Annotated in this window: 20 protein-coding genes; 11 read left to right on the top strand and 9 right to left on the bottom strand. The window is 36.3% G+C overall.

The window, feature by feature from the left end; all coding sequences use genetic code 11:
- The 4 genes from SVZ03_11370 to SVZ03_11355 all read left to right on the top strand — a co-directional run bounded on the left by SVZ03_11370 (position 1) and on the right by SVZ03_11355 (position 4,635).
- On the top strand, positions 1 to 1,119 hold the full coding sequence (locus SVZ03_11370) for a response regulator (protein ID MDY6934802.1): 1,119 nt from the start codon (positions 1 to 3) through the stop codon (positions 1,117 to 1,119).
- Between the two features lie 58 nt (positions 1,120 to 1,177).
- Complete coding sequence (locus tag SVZ03_11365; protein MDY6934801.1) at positions 1,178 to 1,810, top strand: response regulator transcription factor; 633 nt, start codon at positions 1,178 to 1,180, stop codon at positions 1,808 to 1,810.
- A gap of 309 nt (positions 1,811 to 2,119) precedes the next feature.
- Positions 2,120 to 3,394, top strand: a complete 1,275-nt coding sequence (locus SVZ03_11360) for a glycosyltransferase family 4 protein (protein ID MDY6934800.1) — start codon at positions 2,120 to 2,122, stop codon at positions 3,392 to 3,394.
- A 29-nt stretch (positions 3,395 to 3,423) separates the two neighbouring features.
- Positions 3,424 to 4,635 (top strand): glycoside hydrolase family 57 protein, encoded by a 1,212-nt coding sequence (locus SVZ03_11355; GenBank protein MDY6934799.1) that lies wholly within the window; start codon positions 3,424 to 3,426, stop codon positions 4,633 to 4,635.
- Between the two features lie 183 nt (positions 4,636 to 4,818).
- Here SVZ03_11355 and SVZ03_11350 read toward each other — a convergent pair whose 3' ends face one another.
- Positions 4,819 to 5,940 (bottom strand): glycosyltransferase family 4 protein, encoded by a 1,122-nt coding sequence (locus SVZ03_11350; GenBank protein MDY6934798.1) that lies wholly within the window; start codon positions 5,938 to 5,940, stop codon positions 4,819 to 4,821.
- A gap of 47 nt (positions 5,941 to 5,987) precedes the next feature.
- A complete protein-coding gene (gene hypB / locus SVZ03_11345) occupies positions 5,988 to 6,653 on the bottom strand; it encodes a hydrogenase nickel incorporation protein HypB (protein MDY6934797.1) in 666 nt (221 codons plus the stop codon).
- Between the two features lie 250 nt (positions 6,654 to 6,903).
- Between hypB and SVZ03_11340 the strand changes: the two genes are divergently transcribed.
- Positions 6,904 to 8,139 (top strand): SAM-dependent methyltransferase, encoded by a 1,236-nt coding sequence (locus SVZ03_11340; protein ID MDY6934796.1) that lies wholly within the window; start codon positions 6,904 to 6,906, stop codon positions 8,137 to 8,139.
- Positions 8,140 to 8,258: 119 nt separating this feature from the next.
- Here SVZ03_11340 and SVZ03_11335 read toward each other — a convergent pair whose 3' ends face one another.
- From SVZ03_11335 to SVZ03_11320, 4 genes are all read right to left on the bottom strand, one after another.
- Complete coding sequence (locus SVZ03_11335; protein MDY6934795.1) at positions 8,259 to 10,004, bottom strand: methylmalonyl-CoA mutase family protein; 1,746 nt, start codon at positions 10,002 to 10,004, stop codon at positions 8,259 to 8,261.
- Between the two features lie 257 nt (positions 10,005 to 10,261).
- Positions 10,262 to 12,010 (bottom strand): methylmalonyl-CoA mutase family protein, encoded by a 1,749-nt coding sequence (locus tag SVZ03_11330; protein ID MDY6934794.1) that lies wholly within the window; start codon positions 12,008 to 12,010, stop codon positions 10,262 to 10,264.
- Between the two features lie 108 nt (positions 12,011 to 12,118).
- Positions 12,119 to 14,452 carry an MMPL family transporter gene (locus SVZ03_11325; protein ID MDY6934793.1) on the bottom strand — a complete coding sequence of 778 codons (2,334 nt, stop codon included), beginning with the start codon at positions 14,450 to 14,452 and terminating at the stop codon, positions 12,119 to 12,121.
- Positions 14,453 to 14,595: 143 nt separating this feature from the next.
- Positions 14,596 to 15,105 (bottom strand): hypothetical protein, encoded by a 510-nt coding sequence (locus SVZ03_11320; GenBank protein MDY6934792.1) that lies wholly within the window; start codon positions 15,103 to 15,105, stop codon positions 14,596 to 14,598.
- Positions 15,106 to 15,562: 457 nt separating this feature from the next.
- Here SVZ03_11320 and SVZ03_11315 point away from each other — a divergent pair, with 457 nt between their 5' ends.
- The 3 genes from SVZ03_11315 to SVZ03_11305 all read left to right on the top strand — a co-directional run bounded on the left by SVZ03_11315 (position 15,563) and on the right by SVZ03_11305 (position 17,635).
- Entirely contained in the window at positions 15,563 to 16,453 is an 891-nt protein-coding gene (locus SVZ03_11315; protein ID MDY6934791.1) for a phosphoribosylaminoimidazolesuccinocarboxamide synthase, read from the top strand.
- 320 nt (positions 16,454 to 16,773) lie between these two features.
- Complete coding sequence (fliS, locus tag SVZ03_11310; protein ID MDY6934790.1) at positions 16,774 to 17,208, top strand: flagellar export chaperone FliS; 435 nt, start codon at positions 16,774 to 16,776, stop codon at positions 17,206 to 17,208.
- Positions 17,198 to 17,635: a hypothetical protein gene (locus tag SVZ03_11305; protein MDY6934789.1), complete on the top strand. Its 438-nt coding sequence runs from the start codon at positions 17,198 to 17,200 to the stop codon at positions 17,633 to 17,635. Before fliS ends, SVZ03_11305 begins: the two co-directional genes overlap by 11 nt.
- Positions 17,636 to 17,698: 63 nt before the next feature.
- Here the strand turns inward: SVZ03_11305 and argB are convergent, their stop codons facing one another.
- From argB to SVZ03_11290, 3 genes are all read right to left on the bottom strand, one after another.
- On the bottom strand, positions 17,699 to 18,559 hold the full coding sequence (argB, locus tag SVZ03_11300; protein ID MDY6934788.1) for an acetylglutamate kinase: 861 nt from the start codon (positions 18,557 to 18,559) through the stop codon (positions 17,699 to 17,701).
- 95 nt (positions 18,560 to 18,654) lie between these two features.
- Entirely contained in the window at positions 18,655 to 20,073 is a 1,419-nt protein-coding gene (locus SVZ03_11295; protein ID MDY6934787.1) for a UDPGP type 1 family protein, read from the bottom strand.
- Between the two features lie 59 nt (positions 20,074 to 20,132).
- Entirely contained in the window at positions 20,133 to 21,740 is a 1,608-nt protein-coding gene (locus SVZ03_11290) for a carbon starvation protein A (GenBank protein ID MDY6934786.1), read from the bottom strand.
- 262 nt (positions 21,741 to 22,002) lie between these two features.
- On the opposite strand from SVZ03_11290, the gene SVZ03_11285 reads away from it, so the two are divergent.
- From SVZ03_11285 to SVZ03_11275, 3 genes are all read left to right on the top strand, one after another.
- Complete coding sequence (locus tag SVZ03_11285) at positions 22,003 to 23,340, top strand: glycerate kinase (protein MDY6934785.1); 1,338 nt, start codon at positions 22,003 to 22,005, stop codon at positions 23,338 to 23,340.
- A gap of 146 nt (positions 23,341 to 23,486) precedes the next feature.
- Complete coding sequence (locus SVZ03_11280) at positions 23,487 to 24,248, top strand: hypothetical protein (protein MDY6934784.1); 762 nt, start codon at positions 23,487 to 23,489, stop codon at positions 24,246 to 24,248.
- A gap of 179 nt (positions 24,249 to 24,427) precedes the next feature.
- Positions 24,428 to 25,717: a trypsin-like peptidase domain-containing protein gene (locus SVZ03_11275; protein MDY6934783.1), complete on the top strand. Its 1,290-nt coding sequence runs from the start codon at positions 24,428 to 24,430 to the stop codon at positions 25,715 to 25,717.
- Positions 25,718 to 25,733 lie beyond the last annotated feature (16 nt).

The raw sequence follows: 25,733 nt of genomic DNA, 5'->3' as shown, positions 1-25,733 counted from the left end.
ATGCCTAAGATATTAGCAATCGATGATAAAAGGGATAATTTAATATCAATCAGGGCCTTATTAAAAAATCTTATTCCTGAGTGCGAGGTTATTACAGCAGAATCTGGATATGAAGGCCTGAAAAAAGCTATCGAGGAATTGCCAGATACTATATTGTTAGATATTAAAATGCCAAACATGGATGGATATGAAGTATGCGAAAGGCTGAAATCAGATTCTAAGACAAAATACATACCAGTTATTATGTTGACTGCCATCGATATTGATATTGAAAGCAAAGTAAAGGGTATGGAAATTGGGGCTGATGCATTTTGTGCAAAACCTATTGATGAAATGGAATTAGCGGCTCAGATTAAGGCAATGTTGCGAATAAAGAAAGCAGAAGATTTGTTGCATAAAGAGAAAAATTTGTTAGAGGATATGGTCGTAGAGAGAACAAAAGAGCTTAAAGATAGCGAAAGAGAATTGCGCAATCTTTCCCAACATTTGTTGGAAGTAAGAGAGGAGGAGAGGACTGGAATTGCTCGCGAGCTTCATGATGAGTTGGGACAATCATTAACCGCTCTCAAAATGGATTTGGGTTGGATAAGAAGGAAATTGGATGATGATCGAAGCGTTCTTTTACAGAGATTGGAATTAATGTCAACTCTTATAGATAATACAATTGAATCAGTACATCGAATATCATCAGAACTTAGACCAGGCATATTAGATGATTTTGGATTATGTGCCGCAATTGAATGGTTGGCAAGGGAAATTGAGGGGAGAACCGGAATTAAGTGCGTGCTTCGTTTTGATCCAGAAGAAATTAATCATATGGATGATAAACTTATGCTGAATATATTTCGTATTTATCAGGAGGTTTTAACAAATGTTGCGCGGCATTCGCAAGCTACTAAGGTTGATATTGTTTTAGCAGAGGAAGGGAATACAATAAAAATAGAAATAAATGATAATGGCAAAGGTATAACAGAGGAGCAGATTAATAATCCTAACTCCTTTGGAATTATTGGCATTAAGGAAAGAGCCAATTTTTATAATGCCAGGTTATATATAGGAGGCATAAGGGATGTGGGAACAAAAGTAAAAGTAGTATTTCCAATTACATATTCTATTTGATAAATTATTACCTAAATTTTATTATATATATGGATGATGACACGCTTAAGAGGTCAGAATGTTAAAAATTATTATAGCCGATGATCATGCAATTGTAAGATCCGGTCTTAAAGAGATTTTTTCAGAACAGCTTTTCAATGCTGTTACTGATGAGGCAAGAGATGGGCAGGAGTTACTGGAGAAAATAAGAAAAAACATGTATGACATCGTTTTGCTGGATATCTCGATGCCCGGAAGAAATGGATTAGAAATTCTGAAACAATTAAAAATAGAGAAACCAAATATTCCAGTTTTGGTTCTAAGCATGTATCCGGAAAAACATTATGCAGTCAGAATACTGAAAGCCGGGGCATCCGGCTACCTGACAAAGTCTGCCTCGCCTGAAAAAATGATTGAAGCTATTATAAAGGTATCAGAGGGAGGTAAATATATCAGCCCCACTCTCGCTGAAGAACTAGCCGATAATCTTATTCAGGATAACAATATACCACTTCATGAGTCTCTTTCTGACCGTGAATATCAAGTATTTTGCAAGTTGGTAATGGGGAAAAGTGTCTCAGATATTGCCAAGGAGTTATATCTTAGTGTAAAAACAATCAGCACATACAGAAGTAGAATTCTTGAAAAGATGAATATGAAGAATACGATTGAATTAACTCGCTATGCATTAAAAAATAATCTTGTGGATTAACCTTTTTCAATCCGTCGTAACCATCCTTGTAAGCATAATCCTACATTAAACTTATTTAATTTTTTATATATAAATAATCCCAATTCTGAGTTAGAAAATAGATTATCTCCACTTGTAAAAATATTAACTTCGGATAATTTATAACCGTTTAAATAGTGAATTTGGTGCGAACTCTTATAAATTCGTAAATAAATATTTTTATATTAAGTGACAATTTAAATTAGTTTTTACAATAGCTGAAAAATTTAATTTTTAAGAATTTTCCATTATTTATTCATAAAAAATAGATTTCAGAGAGAGGAGGCTTTGATGAAAGTATTAATGTACGGATGGGAATTCCCGCCCTATGTGAGCGGGGGATTGGGCACAGCTTGTTTTGGTATATCCAGAGGTCTGATAGATAACAACGTAGATATTACCTTTGTGCTTCCGACAAAGAAAGGCAAGGGAATAAACAGTCAAGTCAATATAATTGGTGCGGATGAAGTGCCTCTGGTTAATAATATAGGAAAACTAAGAGAACAATTAAAAATGATTAATATTGATTCTTTGGGTTCTTATTCTCCCTATTATACAACTATTGCTAATAGACAATACCTGAAACATTTTTCCTCAGAGGTGCCAACCAGGAAAGGGCAGGCAGGGATTTTGGAATTTACTGGTAATTATGGGGAAAATTTATTAGCAGAAGTAATGAACTATTCTTTAGCAGGAGAATCCTTAAGTTATTATGAGGATTTTGACATTATCCATGCCCATGATTGGCTTACTTTTCCGGCTGGCGTACTAACAAAAAATGCAAGTGACAAGCCCCTTATTGTTCATGTCCATGCAACTGAGTTTGACAGGAGTGGAGATAATATTAACAGGGATGTTTATAATATTGAAAAATATGGCATGGATAATGCCGATAAGATTATAGCTGTGAGCTGTTATACCAAGAATATAATAGTCCGTCATTATGGCATCAATCCTGATAAGATTGAAGTTATACATAATGCAGTTAATAAGGAGAGGCAGTTCGAGAGATACGGTATAAAAAAAAATATTGATGATAAGATAGTGCTTTATCTTGGAAGGGTTACTATGCAGAAGGGGCCTGATTATTTTATGGCGGCAGCAAATCAGGTATTGAAGAAAGTGAAAAATGTAAGGTTTGTCATGGCAGGCAATGGGGATCTTCTGCCTCAGATGATATATAAAATGGCCGAGCAGAGAATAGCGGACAGGTTTCATTTTACAGGATTCTTAAGGGGCGCTGATGTAGAAAGGATGTATGCAATGAGCGATTTATATGTTATGCCTTCAGTTTCAGAACCCTTCGGTCTCACTCCATTTGAGGCATTGGTCTATGATATTCCAATAATAATCTCGAAACAATCAGGGGCTTCGGAAATACTTAAACATGCGATCTGTGTAGATTTCTGGGATGTGAATAGGCTTGCTGACTGCATTGTAGCTATTCTTAACAGTGAAGAGTTATCCAGAGAAATTGTAAAGGAATGCCAGGAAGAGATTAAGGGCGTTGAATGGAATACCGCTGGAGAAAAAATCAAAAGTATTTATTGTAGACTCGCCGCATAAAAAAAATTTTTTTTAAAGGAGATAGTATAATGGTTTCAGTATGTTTTTATTTTCAGGTGCACCAACCATTTCGACTCAAAAAGGGTTATTCATTCTTCGATATCGGAGTAAATCATTTTTACGAGGATGATGATGCGAATCGAGAGATTTGTAATAAGGTAAGCAGGAAATGTTATTTGCCTGCAAATAGAATAATGCTTGATCTTATTGAAAAATTCAAAGGGAAATTCAAGGTTTCCTATTCGATTAGCGGAATTGCGCTTGAACAATTTGAAAAGTATAATCCTGAGGTAATTATTTCATTTCGAGAACTTGCATCTACTGGATGCGTTGAATTTATTACTGAAACTTATTACCATTCGCTATCCTTCCTTTTTTCGAAAAGTGAATTTAACAGGCAAATAATTAAACATATGAAAATTATTTATGGTCTTTTCCAACAGAGACCAACGACTTTTAGAAATACAGAGCTGATTTACAATAATGAACTGGCAAGGCATATTGAGGATTTAGGGTTTACAACAATTCTTGCGGATGGGGTAGATCATATTATGGGATGGCGTTCACCAAATTTTTTATATCGACCAGAGAGTTGTAATAAGTTAAATCTACTTTTGAAGAATTATAAGCTTTCTGATGATATTGCCTTTAGATTCTCAAACCGAGGTTGGTCGGAATACCCCTTAACAGCAGATAAGTTCGCCAGTTGGATACATAATATCAACGGCAATGGCGAGGTGATAAACCTATTCATGGATTATGAGACATTTGGAGAGCATCAATGGGCGGATACTGGAATTTTTGATTTTTTGCGCGCACTGCCGGCTAAAATACTAAATCATCCAGATATGCAGTTCATTACTCCTTCCGAATCAGGCAAATACTATACTCCCATAGCAAAGCTGGATGTGCCATATTACATTTCATGGGCTGATATGGAGAGAGATCTGACAGCATGGATGGGCAATCCTCTGCAAAATTCTGCGCTTGAGATGGCATATGGATATGAAGGGGAAGTAATGTCCTCAAATAATAATGAATTAATAAATGTATGGAGAAAACTTTTAACCTCTGATCATTTTTATTATATGTGCACCAAGTGGTTTTCTGATGGTGATGTTCATAAGTATTTTAACCCTTACAATTCTCCCTTTGATGCATATATCGTTTATATGAATGTGCTTAACGATTTGACTACTACTCTTAAGGGTAATTTATACTCTAAATTGAGCAATAAGTAATCATCGGATTGTACAGCTTAGATATTTTTTTATTTGGTTATTGCTTTATTGGAAGAGTCGTTTATATAAATACTCGAAAAGAATCAAAAAATAAAATTATCAAATTAGAATATCGAACGACTTGGTATACATAAATTGCTTTTACTGAAAAAACTACATTGTATATTTGCTTGTAAATATGGATCAATATTGATCAAAGACTTTTGAGTAGATATCCAGATAGGAGGTTATAAATTTATCTGGATTTCTGTTTTCAATTTTAGATCTAATGTTATTTTTTGTTTTATTATATTCAACCACATTAGATAATTTTTCAATGGCATCAGCAATCTCTTCAGGCTCTCCTGAATTTACCACTACTCCATCAAACTCGGATATTATCTCTGGAATAGAATTCACATTACTGCCAATTATTGGGATTCCAAATGATAACATCTCAAGTGCTATTCTGCAAATAGCCTCAGAACCAACAGATGGTATAACCCCGATATCGGTTATTGAAAGTATCTCCCTTACATCATCTACTCTTCCGAGAAATGATATATTCTCAATTTTTTGATGATCAGCAGCTTTTCTCAAATATTCGGCTGTTAAATTTATCTCTTCACCTGAGATAATAAAGTGAAATTTATCTCTATTCCTTAAAAAGGAATAACTATCGATAAAATATTCTACTCCCTTAATTTTATCCAATCTTCCAATGAAGGAAATTACTATTTTATTTTGAGGGATCCCCAATTCTTTCTTTAGATTAGTTTTGGGATGATAGTTTGAAAATATTTTGTAATTGATTTCAGGAGGAACAATAGATATAGATCTCTCCTCAATACCCATGTCTTTCAATACAGGTAACATGTATCCGGCTGAGATTATGTATTGCTTTGCAGAATTTACATAAAAAAATCTGTTTATGGGATTATTCTTGGGTGGGATGCTGTCTGTCCTGGTTCTAATTATGGGAATCGACCTACCCAATGTTGATAAATATGCAAAGGTGTGATCTCTCGATATATGAGGATGAAGCATATCAATATAATCTTTATTTACAATCTGCCTTAATTTTTTTATATTTTTTAAATATTTTATTGGATTTTTATCCATCAGATCAATCTCATCATACACCTGAAGTCCAGCCATTTGTGCTTCCTTAATGATTGGACTATGTGGTATCCCAAAGAATGAGACTCGCATACCATGCTTCTCTAATCCTTTGGCTAGGAGCAATGCATAAGAGGCTGAAGCATTATGCCATCTAACTGATGCCATTATTAAAATGGATTTATGCCTTAGGCTTTCTATTCCCATCTCCCTTTATGATACAATAATGTGCATCCCTTTTGAGGGGATAATGCTCATTTCAATTTATTATTGATATTCGTTCTCAAATATTCTATAAACCTATTATACCCCTCGCCCGAAGTAGCGCTCAGTTGAAATAGATTCATATTAGGATTGACTCTTCTTATATTATCCTTTACCTCTTCTAGGTTGTAATCGAGATAGGGCAGAAGATCTATCTTGTTCAGAATCAGGGTCTTTGATGTATTGAACATCAAGGGGTATTTTACTGGTTTATCCTCGCCCTCTGTAACGCTCAATACGACAATCCTTTCATCATCTCCAAGTTCAAATTCCGCAGGGCAAACAAGATTTCCAATATTTTCGATGATTATTAAATCTATAATGCTTAGGTCAAACTCCTCCAGCGATTTCTTTATCCATGAACTCTCGAGGTGACAATCCCCACCAAAGAGTGAAGTTTCAATTTGAACAATGGGCACTTTATGCTTTGTAAGCTTCTCCGAATCCTTTGTAGTCTTTATATCACCCTCAATAATGCCAATTCTATATTCATCCTTTAGTGATGTTACTATTTTATCAGTCAGGGTGGTTTTCCCCGATCCTGGGGAGCCCATTATATCGATCATATATACCTTCTCTTGTATTAGCAAATCTCTAATAGAACCGGCCATCTCAACGTTTGATTCAAATATATTTTTTAAAATTTTTATCTCCATGTCTCCTCCCTAATCCAGGATTTTTTCTTTTCATTAAACGAGACAATAATGTTGATATCTCTTGACGATATTATTCTCCATTATTACATTAATTCATCTATATAAAAAAGTCAAAAATGTAATGTATGTAAAAAAAACAAATTTAATGAAGCTTTACAAACACATAACAGCCTTAATGGCAAGTTTATTATCTTGACAAGATTGATCAATCCATTTCATCATATTTTTCATCTGTTGGAAGGGAGGGATTATGTTTAAAAATTTGCATTCACTTGTATATACAGTAGATGAAATCCAAAAGGCAAGGGATTGGTATGCTCGAGTTCTTGATAAGGAACCTATATCTGAAACGCCTTTTTCATTGATTTTTGAAATTGGCGGGATAAATCTATACCTCAATTTGAGGAGAAAAGATATAAACGGTACAAATACTAATTTTATTGGTTACTGGTCAGTTGATGATATTGAATCAGTATATCAAAAACTTATTGAATTCGGCGCAATTAAACATACTGATATATCTGAGAATTACGAAGAAAATTATATAATACGTACCGCTGCAGTATATGATCCATTTGGGAATATTATAGGAATATATGAACAAAAAGGGGCCAAGGGCGTTGAAGAGAAACCATCTGTCACAGCAATGGGAGCAGCTTTTTGTCGCGCTATTCATTGTTTTGAAAAGATTGACGGAATACCAGGACCAGACAATATAGCCAAGATATTTCTTCCTTTAGACTGGCTTACAGTATTCGAAAACCTTGATGTTTTACAATGGATAAAGGAAAATAAACTGGCAAAAGGAATAGTCGAGTATCATAGCGCAAGAACCATATTTTTTGATCAAATATTCACAAAGGCTTTAAATGAGAATTGCCCACAAATAGTAATTCTTGGGGCAGGATTCGATTCAAGAGCATATCGTTTTAAGGACAACATACAGGAGACACGGATTTATGAACTTGATATTCATACTACACAGCGTTATAAGATCGAGTGTCTAATTAAATCAAATGTTGATATACCAGAACAGGTGACTTTTGTTCCTATTAATTTTGCTATAGAATCTATTGAAGATCGCTTATCTAAAGCAGGATTTGATAATGGGAAAAAAACGACATTTCTACTGGAGGGTTTAATTCAATATCTGTCTGAAGGAGCAGTTAATGCAATATTCAATGCTATAAAGAGTATTTCAAAGCCAGGTAGTTTTGTTGTATTCAATTATATTATTGATTCAGAAAGATTAAGGGATGGATATGGTGTAAAAGAGCAGATCGAATCTATTAATTCAACTGGAGAGCCATATAAATTTAAAATAAAAGAAGGAGAAATCAATTTTTTTTTAGAGGAGAGGGGATTACAATTAATAGGGCATCATAGTGCTGAAGAGTTGGCTAAAGATTTCTTGATAAAAAAAGACGGCTCAATTGGGGGTAAAATAACCGCTTTTTTCGGTATGGCTCAGGCAGTGGTAATATAATGACCTTTCGTGACATACAGGAAGGATTGAATACCCCTCTAAATAATATCAATTATGAGGGGTATTCAATATAGCAAGAAGTATTAATATTATTCTATATCTCAATTATCTGAAAATTTTTAAATGTATGTATCCTTCTCCCATTCGCCAAAAACCTCTCTCAATACATCGCACTGTTCCTGCTCAGTGACATAGGCCTTAGCGCAATCAATAAAGTTTGGCATCAGATTTTTACTCTCATCCTTTGCAGCTTCTTTAAGATCCTTGAGTAATCTACTCACTTCAGTGTTATCCCTTGTCCTCTTGATTTCGGCTAGCTTCTTTTTCTGTTTTTCTTCAGCTTCTGCCCTCTTTTGTGGATTATAAGGATTCTCTACCAATTTGCTAGTTGTCACATCTAGTTCTACATCATCCGTAAAGCAATTCACGCCCACCACAAATTCTTCCCTGGACTCAATCTTGCGTTGTCGCTCGGCTGCGCTTTTAGCAAGTTCAGTCTGCATGTATCCACTCTCAATGGCTGCTACAGCGCCACCCATCTCATCTATTTTCTTTAATTCTGCCCATGCCTCCTCTTCAATTTCATCTGTTAGGGACTCAATATAATATGATCCAGCCAATGGATCAGTTACATCACACAGTTTTGCCTCTAATATGAGTATTCTCAATGCATCATCCGCAAGTTGTCTTGCCTCTCTACTCCATCCCAATCCTAGAGGTTCATCATAGGGTGGGAATGGTGCTGGAGGTCCTCCAGATAATGCGCCAGCAATTGCCCCTACTACAGCTCTAGTGACATTATTGAGAGCACGTTGTTTGGTTGTGCTGCTTGGTCCGATCATGGCGGTTGCTGGAACCCTTATTCTCATGCTCTCTGGCTTCTTTGCCCCAAATCTCTCTTTCAAAATTCTGGCATACATTCTTCTGGCTGCCCTGTGAAAGGCTATCTCCCTAAAGAAATCCATACTACCGCCAAATGCATTGAAGGTAAATCTATTGGCAAAAGAATCGACATCGAGTCCTGCGTTTACTCCCTCTTGCAGATAGGCAATACCGTTGGCCATGCTGAATGCCAGATCCTGAATGTGGTTTGCTCCGCCTTCTCTGATGTGGTAACCGCCCATGCTGGTTATATTTACCTTGGGTACATGTTTATTAAAGAAAACCAGACTGTCTCTGAACATCCTCATCGATGGTCTTGGAGGAAAAATGTAGGTGCCGCGTGAAACAAATTCTTTAAGAATATCATTCTGTGGAGTACTCTTGAGTTTATCCCAGCTTATTCTCCTTTTGTCTGCCAGCGCCAGATACATTGCAAAGAGGATGTTACATGCAGAATTGATAGTGATGTTTGTCGCAATCTTATCCAGATCGCTGCCATTCACGAATGGCTCATAAATAATTTCAAAATCCCTAAGTGTATCAATGGCAACACCGACCTTGCCAACTTCGCCCTCAACAGATGGTTCGTCAGAATCGTAACCGCATTGGGTAGGCAGATCTAAGGCCAGGTTCGGGCCGCCCTGCATGCCAAGAGATATCTCATTCTTATAGTAATCTCTCGTATCCTCAGCAGTGCCATATCCTGAATACATCCCAGCCCTTCTCATTGGCAGTTGACCACCCGCAGCCATCATCTTTAAACCAAAACCATAAACGTTTGTGGCATAGGTGCCGCCAGTAAAGGGATATTGTCCAGGGAAGTTCACTTTTTTCAGGTAATCAAAATCTTTTACATCAAGGGGAGTATAAATTCTTGTTGGTGATTCCTGCTGTCCAAAGCGCTGAAATGCTGGAGTTAATACCTTCTCTTCCCATACCTTCTTGGCTTCTCCAATCTCTTTTTTCATATCTTCGTTGCTCATATGAATTCCTCCTTTGTTTGTTAGTATACCCTTAGTATTATTGTTTTATGAGTCGAAACTTGGTGAATAAATGATCACGATAAATGGATCGACTGTTGTGTGATTTGAGAATTTATGTTTGTTTAGAGATTCAATCTCTGGATAAATTCTTTTCCCTTAGCCATCATTTCTATCCCTTTAATATATTCTCATTAGTTTATATTGTCGTTATCCACACAAATAAAATATGTATTTTAGCAGAATTTATTCTATGCTTACTAAATATATGTATCCCTCTCCCATTCGCCAAAGACCTCTCTCAAGACATCACACTGCTCCTGTTCACTGACATAAGCCTTGGCGCAGTCAATAAAGATTGGCATCAAGTTTTTGCTCTCATCTTTTGCTGCCTCTTTAAGATCCTTGAGTAATCTACTCACCTCTTTATTATCTCTCTTGCTCTTAATTTCGGACAGCCTTTGCTTCTGTTTTTCTTCAGCTTTAGCCCTTTTTTCAGGATTATAGGGATTTTCTACAATCTTGCTTGTGGTAACATCCAGTTCTGTGTCATCTGTAAAGCAATTGACACCAACAACAAACTCTTCTCTGTCATCTATCTTGCGCTGTTTTTCAGCAGCGCTCTTTGCTACCTCTCTCTGCATATATCCATCCTCAATGGCAGCGACAGCGCCGCCCATCTCTTCGATTTTTTTCAATTCATCCCAAGCCTCCTCCTCAATCTCATTGGTCAGGGATTCTACATAATAGGATCCTGCTAAGGGATCAATCACATCTGATAGTTTGGCCTCAAGAATTAGAATTCTTACTGCATCAATCATGAGTTGCTTTGCTTCTCTGCTCCAACCTAATCCTAAAGCCTCATCATAGGGAGGAAATGCAGCAGGCGGTCCGCCTGATAGGGCTCCAGCTATTCCACCGACTATTGCTCTTGTCACATTATTCAGCGCACGCTGCTTAGTAGTGCTGCTGCAGCCAATATGCGCTGCAGCTGGAACGCGTATTCTCATACTCTCTTGCTTCTTTGCTCCAAACCTTTCTTTTAAAATCCTTGCCCACATTCTCCTTGCTGCTCTCTGGAAGCCAATTTCCTTAAAAAACTCCATACTTCCACCAAAGGCATTAAATGTAAATTTGGGAGCAAAGGAATCAATATCCAATCCAGCATTAATACCTTCCTGAATGTATGCTATGCCTATTGCCATACTAAATGCTAAATCCTGAATTCGAGTAGCGCCACCCTCTCTAATGTGGTAACCACCAATACTTGTTATATTAATTCCGGGACAGTTTTTATTAAAAAAGACAAGGCTATCTCTGAACATCCTCATCGATGGTCTGGGTGGATAAATGTATGTTCCTCTGGATACAAACTCTTTTAGAATATCATTCTGAGGGGTGCTCCTCAATTTATCCCAGCTTACGCCTCTCTTATCTGCAAGCGCCAGATACATTGCCATTAAGATATTTGATGCTGCATTGATGGTAATGTTAGTACCAATTTTATCCAGATCGCGTCCATTTACAAACGGTTCAAATATTATTTCGAAGTCTTTAAGAGTATCAATCGCTACCCCAACCTTTCCTACTTCACCCTCAACTGTTGGATTATCCGAATCCAACCCGCATTGAGTTGGGAGATCTAGGGCCAGATTTGGGCCTCCAGTAAATCCACGAGATATCTCTTCCTTGTAATAATCTCTAGTATCCTCAGACGTGCCATATCCTGAATAGATCGCTGCCCTTCTTAAAGGCAGATCTCCCCCTCCTATGGCCATCATCTTTATCCCTAGTCCAAAGATATTTGTTGGATATGTTGCGCCAGTGAAGGGATATTGACCGGGGAGTCCGACATCCTTCATATAATCAAAATCCTTTACATCCAAAGGTGTATAGATTTTTGTTGGTGATTCCTGCTGACCAAAACGCTGATACGCAGGGGTTAGTACCTTCTCCTCCCATTCCTTCTTGGCTTGTTCAATATTGTTGTATATATCTTCATTACTCATAGTAAATCCTCCCTAATCAATCGATTTCACATACTATTGATTGTTGTAAAGAGTAAATAGAGACTCCGAAATTTCAAGATAAAAATGTATAAATGCTGAAAATAATGACTAGTGAGAAGAAATCTTCAATTGATTTTTTAGTTGTATTTTAGGTTTAAAGATTATCAATAGGGATGGGAGTATTACCAGATCACCAATTAGAGCCAGCAACATTGCAAAGGCTGTAAGCACTCCGAAAAAGTGGGTTGGTTTAAGGCTGCCTAATATCAGAATAAAGAACCCCAAGAAAAGGACCAAAGATGTGATAACGATTGGCTTCCCAACGTCCTTGTAGGTATTCAAAAGAGCGGACTTAATCTCTCCCCTGGTAGACATATTTCTCTTGAACCAGGTGAGAAAATGAATTGTATCATCCACAGCTATCCCGAGTGTAACGCTTGCAATCATTATTGTTGAAACATCCATTGGGATATTATACCATCCCATAATGCCAAGAATAGAGGCTATAGGGAAGATGTTTGCTATCATGCTGATCACTGTAAGTGATATGGTTTTACATACAAAAAACATCATTATAAATATAAGTACAAAGGCTAATAGAAAGCTCTTGATCTGACTATACTTGAGATTCTCCTCCATGGTAAGATATAGGGATGAGAGTCCAGTCATTTTGTAGCTGAAGTTTTGTCCCAGCTTTGCTGTTAAATAATCAAAAATCAGTTTTTCATATCTGCTTGCCGTCTCATTTGTATCCCAGACGGATTGAAAAGATATTCTTGCCTCCATAAAGTCAGGCGCAATTACCCTGTCAAGAATCTCAGAATCCCCGATCTCATAAAAATCCACTATATCACTTCTCTCTTTGGGAATCCTATAGTACTTTTCATTGCCGTTGTTAAAGGCCCTATTTATCTCTTTACAATAATCAGCAATCGAAAAGGAGGTTGAGAAATGAACTATATTACTCATCATATAATTCTGTATGTCATTGATCAGGTTAAGACTTGCGGGATGAGTGAAATCACAATCGCTGGATTTAGCCTGAATCAGCATTGCAAAGGGTATCGTGCCACCGAGTTTATTGTCAATAAATTCGACATCCATCCTCAATTTATTCTTTTCGGGTAGATAATTTATTGTGTTGGTCTCAAATTTTATCTTTGATATGCCAATAATGGAGAGTCCTATTATCACGATTGTAGAAATTCCAATTATTCTATCATGATTTATAACGAAACTACCAATTACCCAAAATATTTTCATAAGCGGGCTGTTATTATTATTATTCGAAGGTTTAAACGCCTTATCCTCAAGGGTATTTAGCCAGTTATTCTTATGGAAAATTAAAAGCATCGCTGGAAGAAAGGTCATTGTGATAAAGAAAGCAATTAAAACACTGATGGAGGTAAAGACTCCGAGTATCTTAACCGGCCTGATGCTACTCAATATAAAAGAAAAGAATCCTATTGCTGTTGTTATGCTTGTATAGAAGCAGGGAAGCCATATCTGTTTAACAGTGTTTTCAACTATCAGACTATGATCATTATCAATGATTTGATAATTATCCTTGTAGTGTGATAGTAAGTGAATCGTATCAGCAATGGCAATAGCTAATAGAATCGCTCCCATAATGATAGTAACAATATTGAAGCTCTCTCCACAGAAGATAAAAAAACCGATGCCCCATACAAATATAACCAGAAGATTGAACTGAGAGAGTATAGAGAGACTGAAATTTTTTAGCATTATAGTTATAATAATGAATATACATAACAGGATAATAGGAGTAAATGTGATAAAATCCCTTATAGAGAGTTTACTCATCTCCAATTCAGTATATGGAATGCCAGTATAATGAATTTCAACCTTATCGCTACAAATATGATCAATTGTTCTGACAATATTTTTTAAAACCTCTCTTTTCTCTTTCTGTATAAGCGGTTGTATCTCCGCTAAGATTGCTGTAGTACCTCCATCTCTTGAGATCAGACTGTTAATGAGAAGGTTGTTCTCTAATACATCATCCCTTATCTCGTGTAGTTTATTCTCTGCGATCATCTCCTCTGGGATGATCTTTTTAAATGAGATGGTGTCATCATATCCTACTGCCTCCTCTACTTCCGTTAGACTGAATACCCTCTGCACGCCATCTATCCCCTTAATCGTATTCGTTATGGACCTGATGATATCAATGTTCGCCTTTGTGAATATATCTTCCTCACTGAAGGCAATAGCCAGGAGTTCTTCATTCCCATAAGTTTCTTGGAATCTCTTATAGAATAACAATTCTGGACTATCCTCATCAAAATAGATATCAATCTGATTGACATGCTTTTGTTGTAGGAAGTAATAAAATAGGGGGATTGTAATGATTAAAATGCCTAGGAGGATATGCTTATACCTAGAAATAATTATCTCTATTAAGCTGTCAGAATTTGTCATTTGTTTTCAGTCTCTTCCAAGTAGATAATCGCTTCTAATTTGAAGGAGTATAAATTCCAATACGATGGGATTTTTAAATAATACAGAAATACAAAATATTACAACTAAATACTTGTGAAGCCTACTATATCATGAATGGCTAATTATATCCCATTGAATTGCCCTATATCAATATTATGATACTTGATAAATTTATTAAATAGATTTATGTCTAACCTTTTCATGGTCCGTAAAACTTCAAGCTTATTCCGCCAAGGGGCTTCTTCATAAATATCAGATAGAAAATTATATATACTCTTTTCATCTTTAGAATATCCCATCAGCCAGATGATAGATCTTCTTAGATATATTGATTCTTCACTTGTGTATCTATCAATTAAAAAATCGACATCTATTCTTCTATTTTCTATAAGAGAATGGTAACCTACAAGTCTTTTATATTCATTATTACTACCCAAAAGCCTGATTTTACTAATATTCTCAAAAGCGGGTTGATAGAGTAAAAATAACAGTGAGTTTTCACCTGACAGAAAATGGACAATCATATGCTTTCCTAAATGGCTTCCAATACAATAACCTATAATGGGCAAGAGTATAGCAAGGAGCAGAGCTGTCTTTTTTCCTAGGGATTGTTGTTTAAGTTTTCTGTTCATGGATATGAATATTAATAGAATTTATAGGAGTCCCATTCTGTTTATTGGATGTTGAAAGCTTGCATTCAATAGTAATGTCATTTTCCTTGACAAATTGTTATATATATAATAGTTCATCCATGCTATTTTGGCGCTGTTTGAAAAAGTTAATTAATAGCGTTCATGTAATATATGGAGATTCTGATGCGCTTAAAATTAGGTTAGGAATTAGTGAAAATTTATTTGAAATCATTCAATTATTCATATAAAGCAAATAGATTTATATCATACATTCTGATAGGGTATCAAGTTAATATTGGTTAATTACAATAGTGTATTTTTATTATTTTTCAACAATTTTATGCATTTATTAGCAGAGCTAATTAAAAAGAAAAAATGGATTTTATTTATTTTAATCCTTAAATATAATAAGGAAAATTATACCATACATAAAGGAAGATGAATTAGGGAGATTTTAATGAACGAGGTATTAAGAACGAAGATATCAGGAGCAAGGAAGCTCTTCAGCGGTAAGGTTAGGGATATTTATAGAGTTGATGAGGAACATCTATTGATGGTTTCAACTGATAGGGTCTCAGCATTTGATCATGTTTTCCCAAACGGTATTCCAGGTAAGGGAATAGTACTAAATCAGATATCCAATATATGGTTTTCAAATATAGAATTTGTAAAGAATCATATTGTAGAGGTTGAATTTAAGAATTTCCCTAAACCATTTTCCGATTTTCCGGAGCAATTAGACGGGAGGTCAGTGTTGGTAAAGAGGGCGGTGAGAATAGACTTTGAATGCGTTGCTAGGGGATTTATAGTGGGTAGTGGGTGGAAGGATTACACAAATACAGGCGAATTATGTGGTATTAAGCTTCCTTCAGGCCTAAAACTGGCTCAAGATTTACCAGCGCCACTTTTTACTCCTGCCACTAAGGCCGATGATGGACATGATACTAATATATCAATGGATATAATGCGAATGGAGCTTGGGACAGGGGTTGCTGAGCATCTAGGGGGATTGACTCTTCAAATTTATGAATATGCACGGGAAAAACTGGATAGGGCAGGCATTGTCTTGGCTGATACAAAGGTCGAGTTTGGATATATCGGGAATGAGATTGTACTTATAGATGAAGTTCTAACCCCAGACAGTTCAAGATTCTGGGATAAAGACCAATATAGGGTGGGTGTTTCACCAGTAAGTTTCGATAAACAGTTTATCAGGGATTATTTAGAAACAACGGATTGGGATAAGGATTCCCAGCCTCCTCCACTTCCTGATGAAATAGTATATAATACAAGGGATAAATACCTGGAAATACTCCAAAGGATAAAATCTATTTTTGTACAAGAGTAATTTGATCAAGTTTACAATCCCTTTACACGATAATAATATCAGGATTTTGCATCAATACTAGTAGTATATATAAAAAAGCATTTATCAACTTTCACTCATTGAGGTGTATAAATAATGTGTTGCCTCATTCTTTTTCAAGTATTATGATGTATTTACCTATAATCATCAAAAGCTATGAAAATATTTGATTTAAAGAAGTATGGATCACATTAACCTATATCAAACACTGCCTTCCATGTTATTAGCTGTGAAAAGGTGCTCATCTTTTATGAGCATTGCTTTATTATAAACAAAAAAAAATATTTATCGGGAGTGTGTAAATGGCTCTTCCACAGAGGAATCCTTATGATAGTTATAAAAAGACAGAGATAAATACTGCAAATCAGGGTAAACTGATTGTTATGCTCTATGATGGAGCAATTAAGTTCCTTAATATTGCTCTTGAGAATATGAGTATTGAGACCTATGATATTGTTAATAATAACATTGTAAAGGCTCAGGATATAATAACTGAATTATTACTCTCTCTTAACATGAAAGAGGGTGGAGAGATTGCGGGTAATCTTTTCAATTTATATATGTATTTCAAAAAAAAGCTTTTAGAGGCAAATGTACAAAAGGATAAAGAGATAATAATTGAGGTGGTAAGTCATTTGCAAGAATTAAGGGAGGTATGGGAAAAGATATCTGCAAAGGAAACCGCTTCGGATGGAGTAAACATCAATAAAAAGGGCAACTTCAGCATTGAGGGATGATCTTAAGGATTTTTTCAGTGACCTTATATCATTGTATAACCTTAAATGTAAGTTATTTGAAAAATTATATATTTCGGAGATTAATAAGCGTTATTTTGCCAAGTCCGATAACATTGAGGATCTGCTCGAATCAATTGAGCAAGACAAAGAGATATATGAAAGCATAAACGTATTGGACTGTGATATTGAAGCATTAAAGAGTAGGATATGCAATGTTTCTGGGGTGAATTCCCAGGACTTTAATCAAATAATAAATAAGAAAGAGAAGATATTCATAGAGCTAAGGGCCATATTAGATCAATTAGCTAAGATAATAGGCGCTCTCACCACTGAACGGGATATGCTAATTGCTAGTTTGGAGGATAAGAGGGTGAAGTTAAAGGGAGATATTGAATCCCTTTCTATAGTGAAACGAATCAAAATATAACGAAAAACCTTCTTCTAACCTGCCAGTTGCATAATGTTCAAAATATTGTGATAGCATAATTTATTACCTCACTATCTCAGTACCAATGCCGGCATCGGTAAATATTTCCAATAATACCGCATGCTCCACTCTTCCATCGATTATATGCGCCTTTTTGACATCCGTCTCCAAAGCGTCAAGGCAGCATTTGACCTTTGGTATCATGCCCCCTGTTATCTCTTCCATCTCTATTAACTCATTAATTTCAGTCTTTTTCAGGGAAGATACAAGTTCTCCCGAAACTTTTACACCCTCAACATCAGTTAGTAAAATCAGTTTCTCCGCACCTAATGATCCAGCCATCTTGCCTGCCGCCATATCTGCATTGATGTTATATGTAATCCCCTTATTATCAAATCCAATTGGCGCAATTACTGGAATAAATTGTTCTTTATCAAGAGCCTCTATTACCTTTGAGTTGACAGTCTTAATTACGCCTACATGACCAATATCTACATCAATGCCATTATTTTGATGAAACATCTTTTCTGCAACAAGCAGCCCTCCATCCTTTCCGGATATTCCAACCGCTTTTCCGCCAGCTAGATTGATGTTGTTTACGATTTCCTTGTTAACCTTCCCCACCAGAACCATTTCAACCACATCCATTGTTTCACTATCTGTTATCCTAAGTCCGTTGATAAATTTACTCTCCTTCCCAATCTGCTTGAGCAAACTCCCGATCTGAGGACCTCCACCATGCACTATTACAGGATTTATCCCTACATGTTTTAGGAGAACCATATCTATGGCAAAAGAATTTTTGATATTATCTTCAATCATGGCACTGCCGCCATATTTAATCACGATTGTCTTTCCATAAAACTCCTGTATATAGGGGAAAGACTCAATTAGGGTATTTACCTTATCAATATATTTTTTCACAGATTTATTTGTCCTTGAATTCAGTAACCTCAAGATTTTCTATTTTATTGTAATCCTATTTTTCTCTCCTTAGTAATACAATCAATATTGATCCCCTATTCCAGATAGACCTTCTCCTCTGGAGGAATAGTGATGTTATCATGCAGATCATCGGGTTCTACGGCTAACAAGGGGGATATCTCAATCATCTTGGTCTCATCAGGAATCTCACAAGATTTGCTTGTCAACCATCTCCTGAATAAATTACTCATCAACTCCTTTGCAGTCTCTGGAGAATCAACACCGCTTTTATTCTTTACCGGAGCGAACTCATCTTCTCTTAGTGTTTCCAATATTGTATTTTTTTCTGTTAAGGTAAGTGAATCGAAGATGAATTTTTCAAATTTGAATCCGTCAATCTCTACATTACCTTCCATTTGATAAGCCTCGATCTTCTTTTTTGCAAGATGATAGTCAAGGGAAATTGTTTTCCCTGAGGTTATAGCTTTTACAAAGGATATGTTAAAGATATGGATGGCTATGCTTCCCATACAGAACTTCAGCCCTCCGTCATCATCAATGGCATTCTGTTTATCTAGAGATAAATCTGAATATTCAACTACACCTAGTTTCCCATTATTGAATTTAACAAATACACCAACTTTTTCTGTAGATGTCAGCTTTCTTACAGCTTTGCTCGATACATCGGAATTATTTATAATATGAAATCCAATAAAGACTGGATCGATTATCCTCATCATCGGATTGTCCACTTGAAAATATGATATGGATTCAATCCCTCGACCATCCAGATCGTCTAGGACCCCGGAAGCATGAAGGGCAGTTAGGGTTCCCCCATGTCCATCAGGATTCATGAATATGGAATTCTTGCTTTTTAGTATCAACTTCCCTTCTGAGTTCAATGAAGGGATCATTTTTTGAGAAAAGAATATGACATCCCCTTTATTAAGATTAAAGAATCTATTCTCATCGAAGTATCTTACAGTATCATCATGATTATCCAAGGAGGTCATAATGCACCATGGTATAGAAACGCCATACTTTTCTGAATATTTCAATATCTTTTCTGCATGAATCCTCAGTAGAGATTTATCGCTCACCGGACCTATTGGATACAATCCCTTAGGGCCATGAAAACCAAGCCTTGTGCCCTGACCCCCGGATACGAGAAGGGCAGCGACTTTACCCTTGCCAATATATTTAATGCCAGCCTCCCTTGCTTTCTCAAATTCCTCAATATCCCTTTTTGACTTTGGTAAGGGTATATATGGAGCTGGATCAAATTCAAGATTATATGCGATTTTTATTTCTCTTTGATGATAAAGCTTGTTCATGAGTTCAAAATCTACCATTGATAATTCTTTAAGCAGCGTAGTCTTCCCCTCATCAGTTAAATCGCTCCAATATTGAAAAACATGATCCTGATTGAATTTATAAACATTGTTAATTGTTTTATCAAAACCAGTAAATGAGATCATCGTTGTATTGACATCCTTAGTATAGAGTATTCGCACCGTTATGTACCTTTTGATGCTGACGTGAATTCATTTCCAAGTATAGATTTTTTGTCATGTCATTTTATGTCTTTAATGCTGTTTCGTGCCTCAAGAGCTAATATAGCTGCTAATAGAAATAGGATGGATGCAATCAGTGTAAGAATAAAATTCTTTTCGTTGATATTTTCTACGATCATCAAAACAAGGGCGGAGAGCGTTATAATGAACATTACGATCATAGGAATTTTTATAAACATATTTTTCTTTTTATTATGCCTGGTCAACCATACCGTAACCGATAGCAAAGCAAGGGCAGATAACAACTGGTTGGCTGATCCAAAGATTGGCCAGATATTCAAGCCCTGACCGCTAATAACTAGCAGACCAGCGCTAACTACACCGATAAGTGTTGCCAAATATCTATTTTTAAAAAAAATCGATTGATCTTCGTGTTTAGAATTTTTTTTGTAGAAAAATTCCTGAAAGGCAAACCTTGAAAGTCTTGCAGCAGTATCCAGAGAGGTTAGGGCAAAAGCTGAAACCGCAAGGGAGGCAAACATCTTGCCAGACTCAAAGTCGATTCCAAAGGGGGTCATAATGTTGCCAAGACTATATGCAAATACCTCAACAGGATTCTGTTTTAATTCGTGATATTTATCTTGGATTAGAATGGCAGCTGTTATTAGGGCAACGATTGCCAGAAGAGATTCGATTAACATTGATCCATATCCCACAAGTTTGGCATCCTTTTCGTTGTTTAGTTGCTTTGCCGAGGTGCCTGATGCTACCAGTGAGTGGAATCCTGAGATAGCGCCGCATGCCACAGTAACGAAGAGTATTGGGAAGAGATATCCGAGTTTCTCAACCTTAAAAGACGTAAAAGCAGGAATTTTTATCTCAGGATTTACGTAGATTATCCCGATAACGCTTAGAATCATTAGAGCATATAATATAAAAGAATTAAGATAATCCCTTGGTTGAAGCAGCACCCAGACTGGTGAAGTTGAAGCGACGAAGATGTATCCCAATAATATATAAGTCCATGTTAATGCTGATAGATTGATTGGGAATAGATATCCTATATAGAGTGAAGCAGCAAGCATAATAATCCCAATAATAGTGGCTGCAGCAAGGGGCAGGTTTAATTTATATAGAAGAAAGCCAATAATCAGCGCAGCAGCAATAAAGAGTATAGACGCAGTTGCAGCGGAAGGGACCGACTCAAAGGTTCTTGAAACCACAATAATGAAGACCGCTACTACAAGGGTAAGGGCTGACCATGAGAATATAAGGAAGAGTATTTTACCCCTATATCCGATCTCCTCTTCGATGACCTCGCCGATGGACCTTCCACCATGCCTGACTGAGGCTATTAGGGCTGAAAAGTCGTGAACTGCTCCCATAAATATGCTACCAATAAATATCCAAAGCATAACTGGCAACCATCCAAAGAGGGCAGCTACTATTGGTCCGATAATTGGAGCGGCTCCAGCTATTGAGGCAAAGTGATGTCCCAGAAGAACGGGGGCTCTTGCAGGAATATAGTCGATCCCATCGTGTATCGTATGGGCGGGTGTTTCCCTTAATGGGTTTATGCCCAGTTTTCTCCCAACATATTTCCCATACAGGGAATAGGCAATAACAAAGGCTATAATTGCTGTTAGAATAAGCCACATGGAACCCATCTCAATCTCCTTATGAGATGATTTGATGTTAATCTATTAAACAGAATAGTATAATTAATTGGAATTAAATACACAAAAATATCAAGTAAAATATGATATTATTGTTTGATATTATTCCTTCTCAATTATATCAAATGAAGGGTTGCAGTCATAATAAGTAATAGGGGCTTGACAAGCATGATCATTTTAAATATTATCAATCTATTGTATAGGTCGAGATTTTCCTTTTCGGAAATAATGAAACACTTAATAGGAGCAGAGAATGAGTAAGGTAAGGGATGATATAAAGGGAATTTATACAAAGGCTATTGAGGCAGCTAATCCTGCTCAAGCAATAAAGAAACAGATGAGAATTGAAAATAGGAAACTGATTCTGTATTCGGGTGAAGATCCATACAAATATTTTCCTCTTGAAAAATATAAAAGGATACTTGTAGTTGGAGCCGGCAAGGCCACTGCGTCAATGGCCAGGGCTATTGAAGAGATATTTGGTGATAATATTGATGTTGGGTGTATCATTGTGAAGTATGGTTATACAGAAGGGCTTAAGAGAATAGAAATAATCGAGGCCTCACATCCCTTGCCAGATGATCATGGATTAGCCGGCGCTAGAAGGATAAGGGGGTTGTTGATGGATGCAGGGGAGGATGATCTCGTTATTTCTCTTATATCAGGTGGTGGGTCCGCGCTCTTGCCCTTGCCCCCGGACACAATTTTACTTGAAGAGAAGGGGGAGACTACTAATCTCTTGCTTCGGAGTGGGGCCTCTATACATGAGATAAATTCCGTTAGGAAACATATTTCTTTAGTGAAGGGTGGAAATCTTGCCAAGGCAGCATATCCCGCAAGGGTAATCAATCTTATGATCTCGGATGTAGTTGGAGATGATATGGATGTTATTGCCTCTGGTCCCTTCGTGCCGGATAATTCATCATTTAATGATGCGATGTCTATCCTGAAAAAATATGACATAGATCAAAGAGTGCCTGGATCGGTTTTAGATTATATTAAATCAGGAATTGAGGGTAACGTTGAAGAGAATCCCGGTGAGGATAGCGCGGTCTTTCAGAGGGTAACAAATCATATTATTGCCTCGAATATCATTGCTTTAAGGGCTGCAAGGGAGGAGTCTGAAGGGAGGGGGTATAATACTATTATTCTTTCCTCCTTTTTTGAGGGAGAAACTAAGGATGTAGCTTTTTTCCATTATGCAATAGCAAAGGAGATAATAGAATCCTCAAATCCTATTAGTAAACCGGCATGTGTTATAAGTGGTGGTGAGACTACGGTTACTGTATCTGGAAGTGGTATTGGGGGTAGGAATATGGAGTTCGCCATGCATGGGGCAGTTTACATCAATGGTAGTAATAATATTACATTAGCTAGTGTGGGCACTGATGGCACTGACGGCCCTACTGATGCTGCCGGAGCAATTGTTGATGGAAACACTATGAGAATCGCAGCGCAAAATGGAATCGATATATACGGGTATATTGAGAACAATGACTCTTATAATCTTTTTAAAGAGGTTGGAGGCTTGGTAATTACGGGGCCTACCAATACAAATGTGATGGATATTAGAATAATGCTATTGGTGTAGTTATCTAGCGGTAACTAAAAAAATAATTTATATAATAAAAAAAATCTTGCATATTTACAAACTGTACTTTAATATTCAAATCATAATATATTTATGAAAGCATGGATGCTTGTTCAAAAATTTTTAATTTATTGAGGAGTGTTATTATGAATATAAAAATGTTTCAAAGGATTGGTATATTATATTTAGTAATGTTTCTTGCTGTTCCATTTTATGTTTTTGCACAACAAGGCGCAACAGGCGCACCCGAGACTGCAGTTGAGGAGAAGTCACCAAGAGATGAGTACACTGAAGCCGAAAGACCAGAAGAGAACTATCTTGCTCGTTTTGAAGGGATTAGGGTTTCTGAAAAGCTTATGAAAGAGAATTTAGAGAATATCTTTATATTGAAGGTTATTGTATCAAACTTTAAAGACCAAGGGTGGGATAAGGACTATCAGGATATCTATGAAAACTATAAAAAGGGTGTAAGTTTATTCTACAGACGGATTGTTGTTTATTCAAGGGTTGAGCTTGAAAAGAATAAGAAGGCAATATCAGAGTTATATAAAAAGATGGTCACCCTCTACAGAAAGGATACTCATGCTTTACTCAAGGAGTGCGCGGATAAGATTCTTGATTTCTCCTTGGAGGAGAAAAACAAATATGATCCTAATAGGAGTAGAATTTTATTTAAAAACATGATGAGATTGTGGATTGCTTATGGCCAGGTGGATGATGCTGAATCTTCATATATTGAAAATGTTTTTAGATCATCAATTAGTCATTATAGAATTGCAAAATCCTATGCGATTTCAATTCTAGAGCAATTGGATCCTGAAAAATCCAAGGGCAGATTTGATATTCAAAAGGCTGATAATCGAAATAGGATATTAAATCCTGAAAAGGTTGAAAAACCAAAGACATAATCATAGACTAGTCATAGATATGACTATATCTTTGTGATAAAATATGTATGTAATGATTCTTCAATAATAGAATTACTAAGAGATTAAAATAACAAATTACTCAAGGAAAATGGGGGTGTGTCTCCCATTTTTTTTATGAAAAATATCATATTATGCGATTGCGAGTTAATATTATAATTATGATTAATTTTTTGTGCTTGAATTTATATGCAGGAAGGCATAATGGATTCAATAGCCTTTTTATCGATGCCGCTAAGTATGCAAAACCTTCTGTTGTTAGCATAATTATTAGTCAACGATTGGAAAAAAATGGGAAGAGATATCTTTCAAAGGTCGGATATGGATCAGGTACCATTATATCAAAAAATGGATATGTTATTACAAACTACCATGTTTTAAAAAAGGGTAATTTTTTTCAGGTTATTTTATATGATGGAACAGAATGTGAGATACTTAAGCTTTCTCATGATAAATACTATATTGCTGATGAAAAGACTGATTTAGCCTTGCTTAAAATAGAGGATGTTGAAAATATTTCAATAACCCCGATTGTCTTTGAGGATTCCTCCAATCTATTAGAAGGAGAATGGGTGCTAGCAATAGGGAGTCCATTTGGGTTGAGGCAGTCTATCACCTCTGGGATTGTATCATCGAAAGGTAGAAATGATATAGGCTTCGCTGATATTGAAGATTTTATTCAGACTGATGTCCCTATCAATCCAGGGAATTCAGGCGGACCATTGGTCAATCTGTATGGTAAATTGGTGGGGATCAACACTGCAATACGAACAATTTCAGGTGGTTATCAGGGCATTAGTTTTGCGATTCCATCAAATATTGTTGAACAGGTTTGTCATGAGTTAATTAAATATGGACGGGTTCGTAGGGGATGGCTTGGATTTTTAGCCAGAGATAGGAGAATACATAATACGCATGGCAATGGCTTTGTTGAGGTGATATCAGTTATCAGGGGCTCTCCTGCTGATATGGCTGGAATATGTAAGGGTGATATTGTAAAGGAGGTTGATGGGGATAGAATTTTAAATATAGCGGAGTTAATAAAGGCAGTAGGGAATAAACCTGTTGGAGCCAAGCTGAAGATTACTACTTCAAGGGATGGGGAGCTATATGATTTTTGTCTGATACTTAGAGAAAAGAGTATTCATCAGAATATTCAGAGAAGACTCAAGCGTCTCTTTTCCATCTATGGTATTGAGCTTGATGAGAATGCAAAAACCGGGGATGTCGTTGTTTCATATCTATCTCCAATGGGGATAGCCTATCAGAATGGCTTAAAGCGGGGTGATTCAGTCATATCCTTGAATAAAATAGATGTTTCTACACTTGAAAAATTTGTCAATGTATTTTATAAGTCTAGATGCAGGATTATACAAATGGCTATTTATAGAGACTCAAGGTTATATAAAATAGAGTTTATTAACAATTTAGGATCGGATATGCTTAACTAATTATCTTGAGGAACAA

It is taken from the genome of Spirochaetota bacterium, from assembly GCA_034190085.1.
Lineage (GTDB): Bacteria > Spirochaetota > UBA4802 > UBA4802 > JAFGDQ01 > JAXHTS01.
This window is presented reverse-complemented; position numbering and strand designations above follow the sequence as displayed.

Excerpts from the sequence above, each read along its gene's own strand:
- SVZ03_11370 (MDY6934802.1), top strand. The coding sequence starts at position 1 with ATGCCTAAGATATTAGCAATCGATGATAAAAGGGATAATTTAATATCA.
- SVZ03_11350 (MDY6934798.1), bottom strand. The coding sequence starts at position 5,940 with ATGGGAATAGAAAGCCTAAGGCATAAATCCATTTTAATAATGGCATCA.
- SVZ03_11335 (MDY6934795.1), bottom strand. The coding sequence starts at position 10,004 with ATGAGCAACGAAGATATGAAAAAAGAGATTGGAGAAGCCAAGAAGGTA.
- SVZ03_11360 (MDY6934800.1), top strand. The coding sequence starts at position 2,120 with ATGAAAGTATTAATGTACGGATGGGAATTCCCGCCCTATGTGAGCGGG.
- SVZ03_11290 (MDY6934786.1), bottom strand. The coding sequence starts at position 21,740 with ATGGGTTCCATGTGGCTTATTCTAACAGCAATTATAGCCTTTGTTATT.
- SVZ03_11340 (MDY6934796.1), top strand. The coding sequence starts at position 6,904 with ATGTTTAAAAATTTGCATTCACTTGTATATACAGTAGATGAAATCCAA.
- SVZ03_11320 (MDY6934792.1), bottom strand. The coding sequence starts at position 15,105 with ATGAACAGAAAACTTAAACAACAATCCCTAGGAAAAAAGACAGCTCTG.
- SVZ03_11325 (MDY6934793.1), bottom strand. The coding sequence starts at position 14,452 with ATGACAAATTCTGACAGCTTAATAGAGATAATTATTTCTAGGTATAAG.
- SVZ03_11355 (MDY6934799.1), top strand. The coding sequence starts at position 3,424 with ATGGTTTCAGTATGTTTTTATTTTCAGGTGCACCAACCATTTCGACTC.
- SVZ03_11275 (MDY6934783.1), top strand. The coding sequence starts at position 24,428 with ATGATTAATTTTTTGTGCTTGAATTTATATGCAGGAAGGCATAATGGA.
- SVZ03_11315 (MDY6934791.1), top strand. The coding sequence starts at position 15,563 with ATGAACGAGGTATTAAGAACGAAGATATCAGGAGCAAGGAAGCTCTTC.
- SVZ03_11330 (MDY6934794.1), bottom strand. The coding sequence starts at position 12,010 with ATGAGTAATGAAGATATATACAACAATATTGAACAAGCCAAGAAGGAA.
- hypB (MDY6934797.1), bottom strand. The coding sequence starts at position 6,653 with ATGGAGATAAAAATTTTAAAAAATATATTTGAATCAAACGTTGAGATG.
- SVZ03_11365 (MDY6934801.1), top strand. The coding sequence starts at position 1,178 with ATGTTAAAAATTATTATAGCCGATGATCATGCAATTGTAAGATCCGGT.
- fliS (MDY6934790.1), top strand. The coding sequence starts at position 16,774 with ATGGCTCTTCCACAGAGGAATCCTTATGATAGTTATAAAAAGACAGAG.
- SVZ03_11280 (MDY6934784.1), top strand. The coding sequence starts at position 23,487 with ATGAATATAAAAATGTTTCAAAGGATTGGTATATTATATTTAGTAATG.
- SVZ03_11285 (MDY6934785.1), top strand. The coding sequence starts at position 22,003 with ATGAGTAAGGTAAGGGATGATATAAAGGGAATTTATACAAAGGCTATT.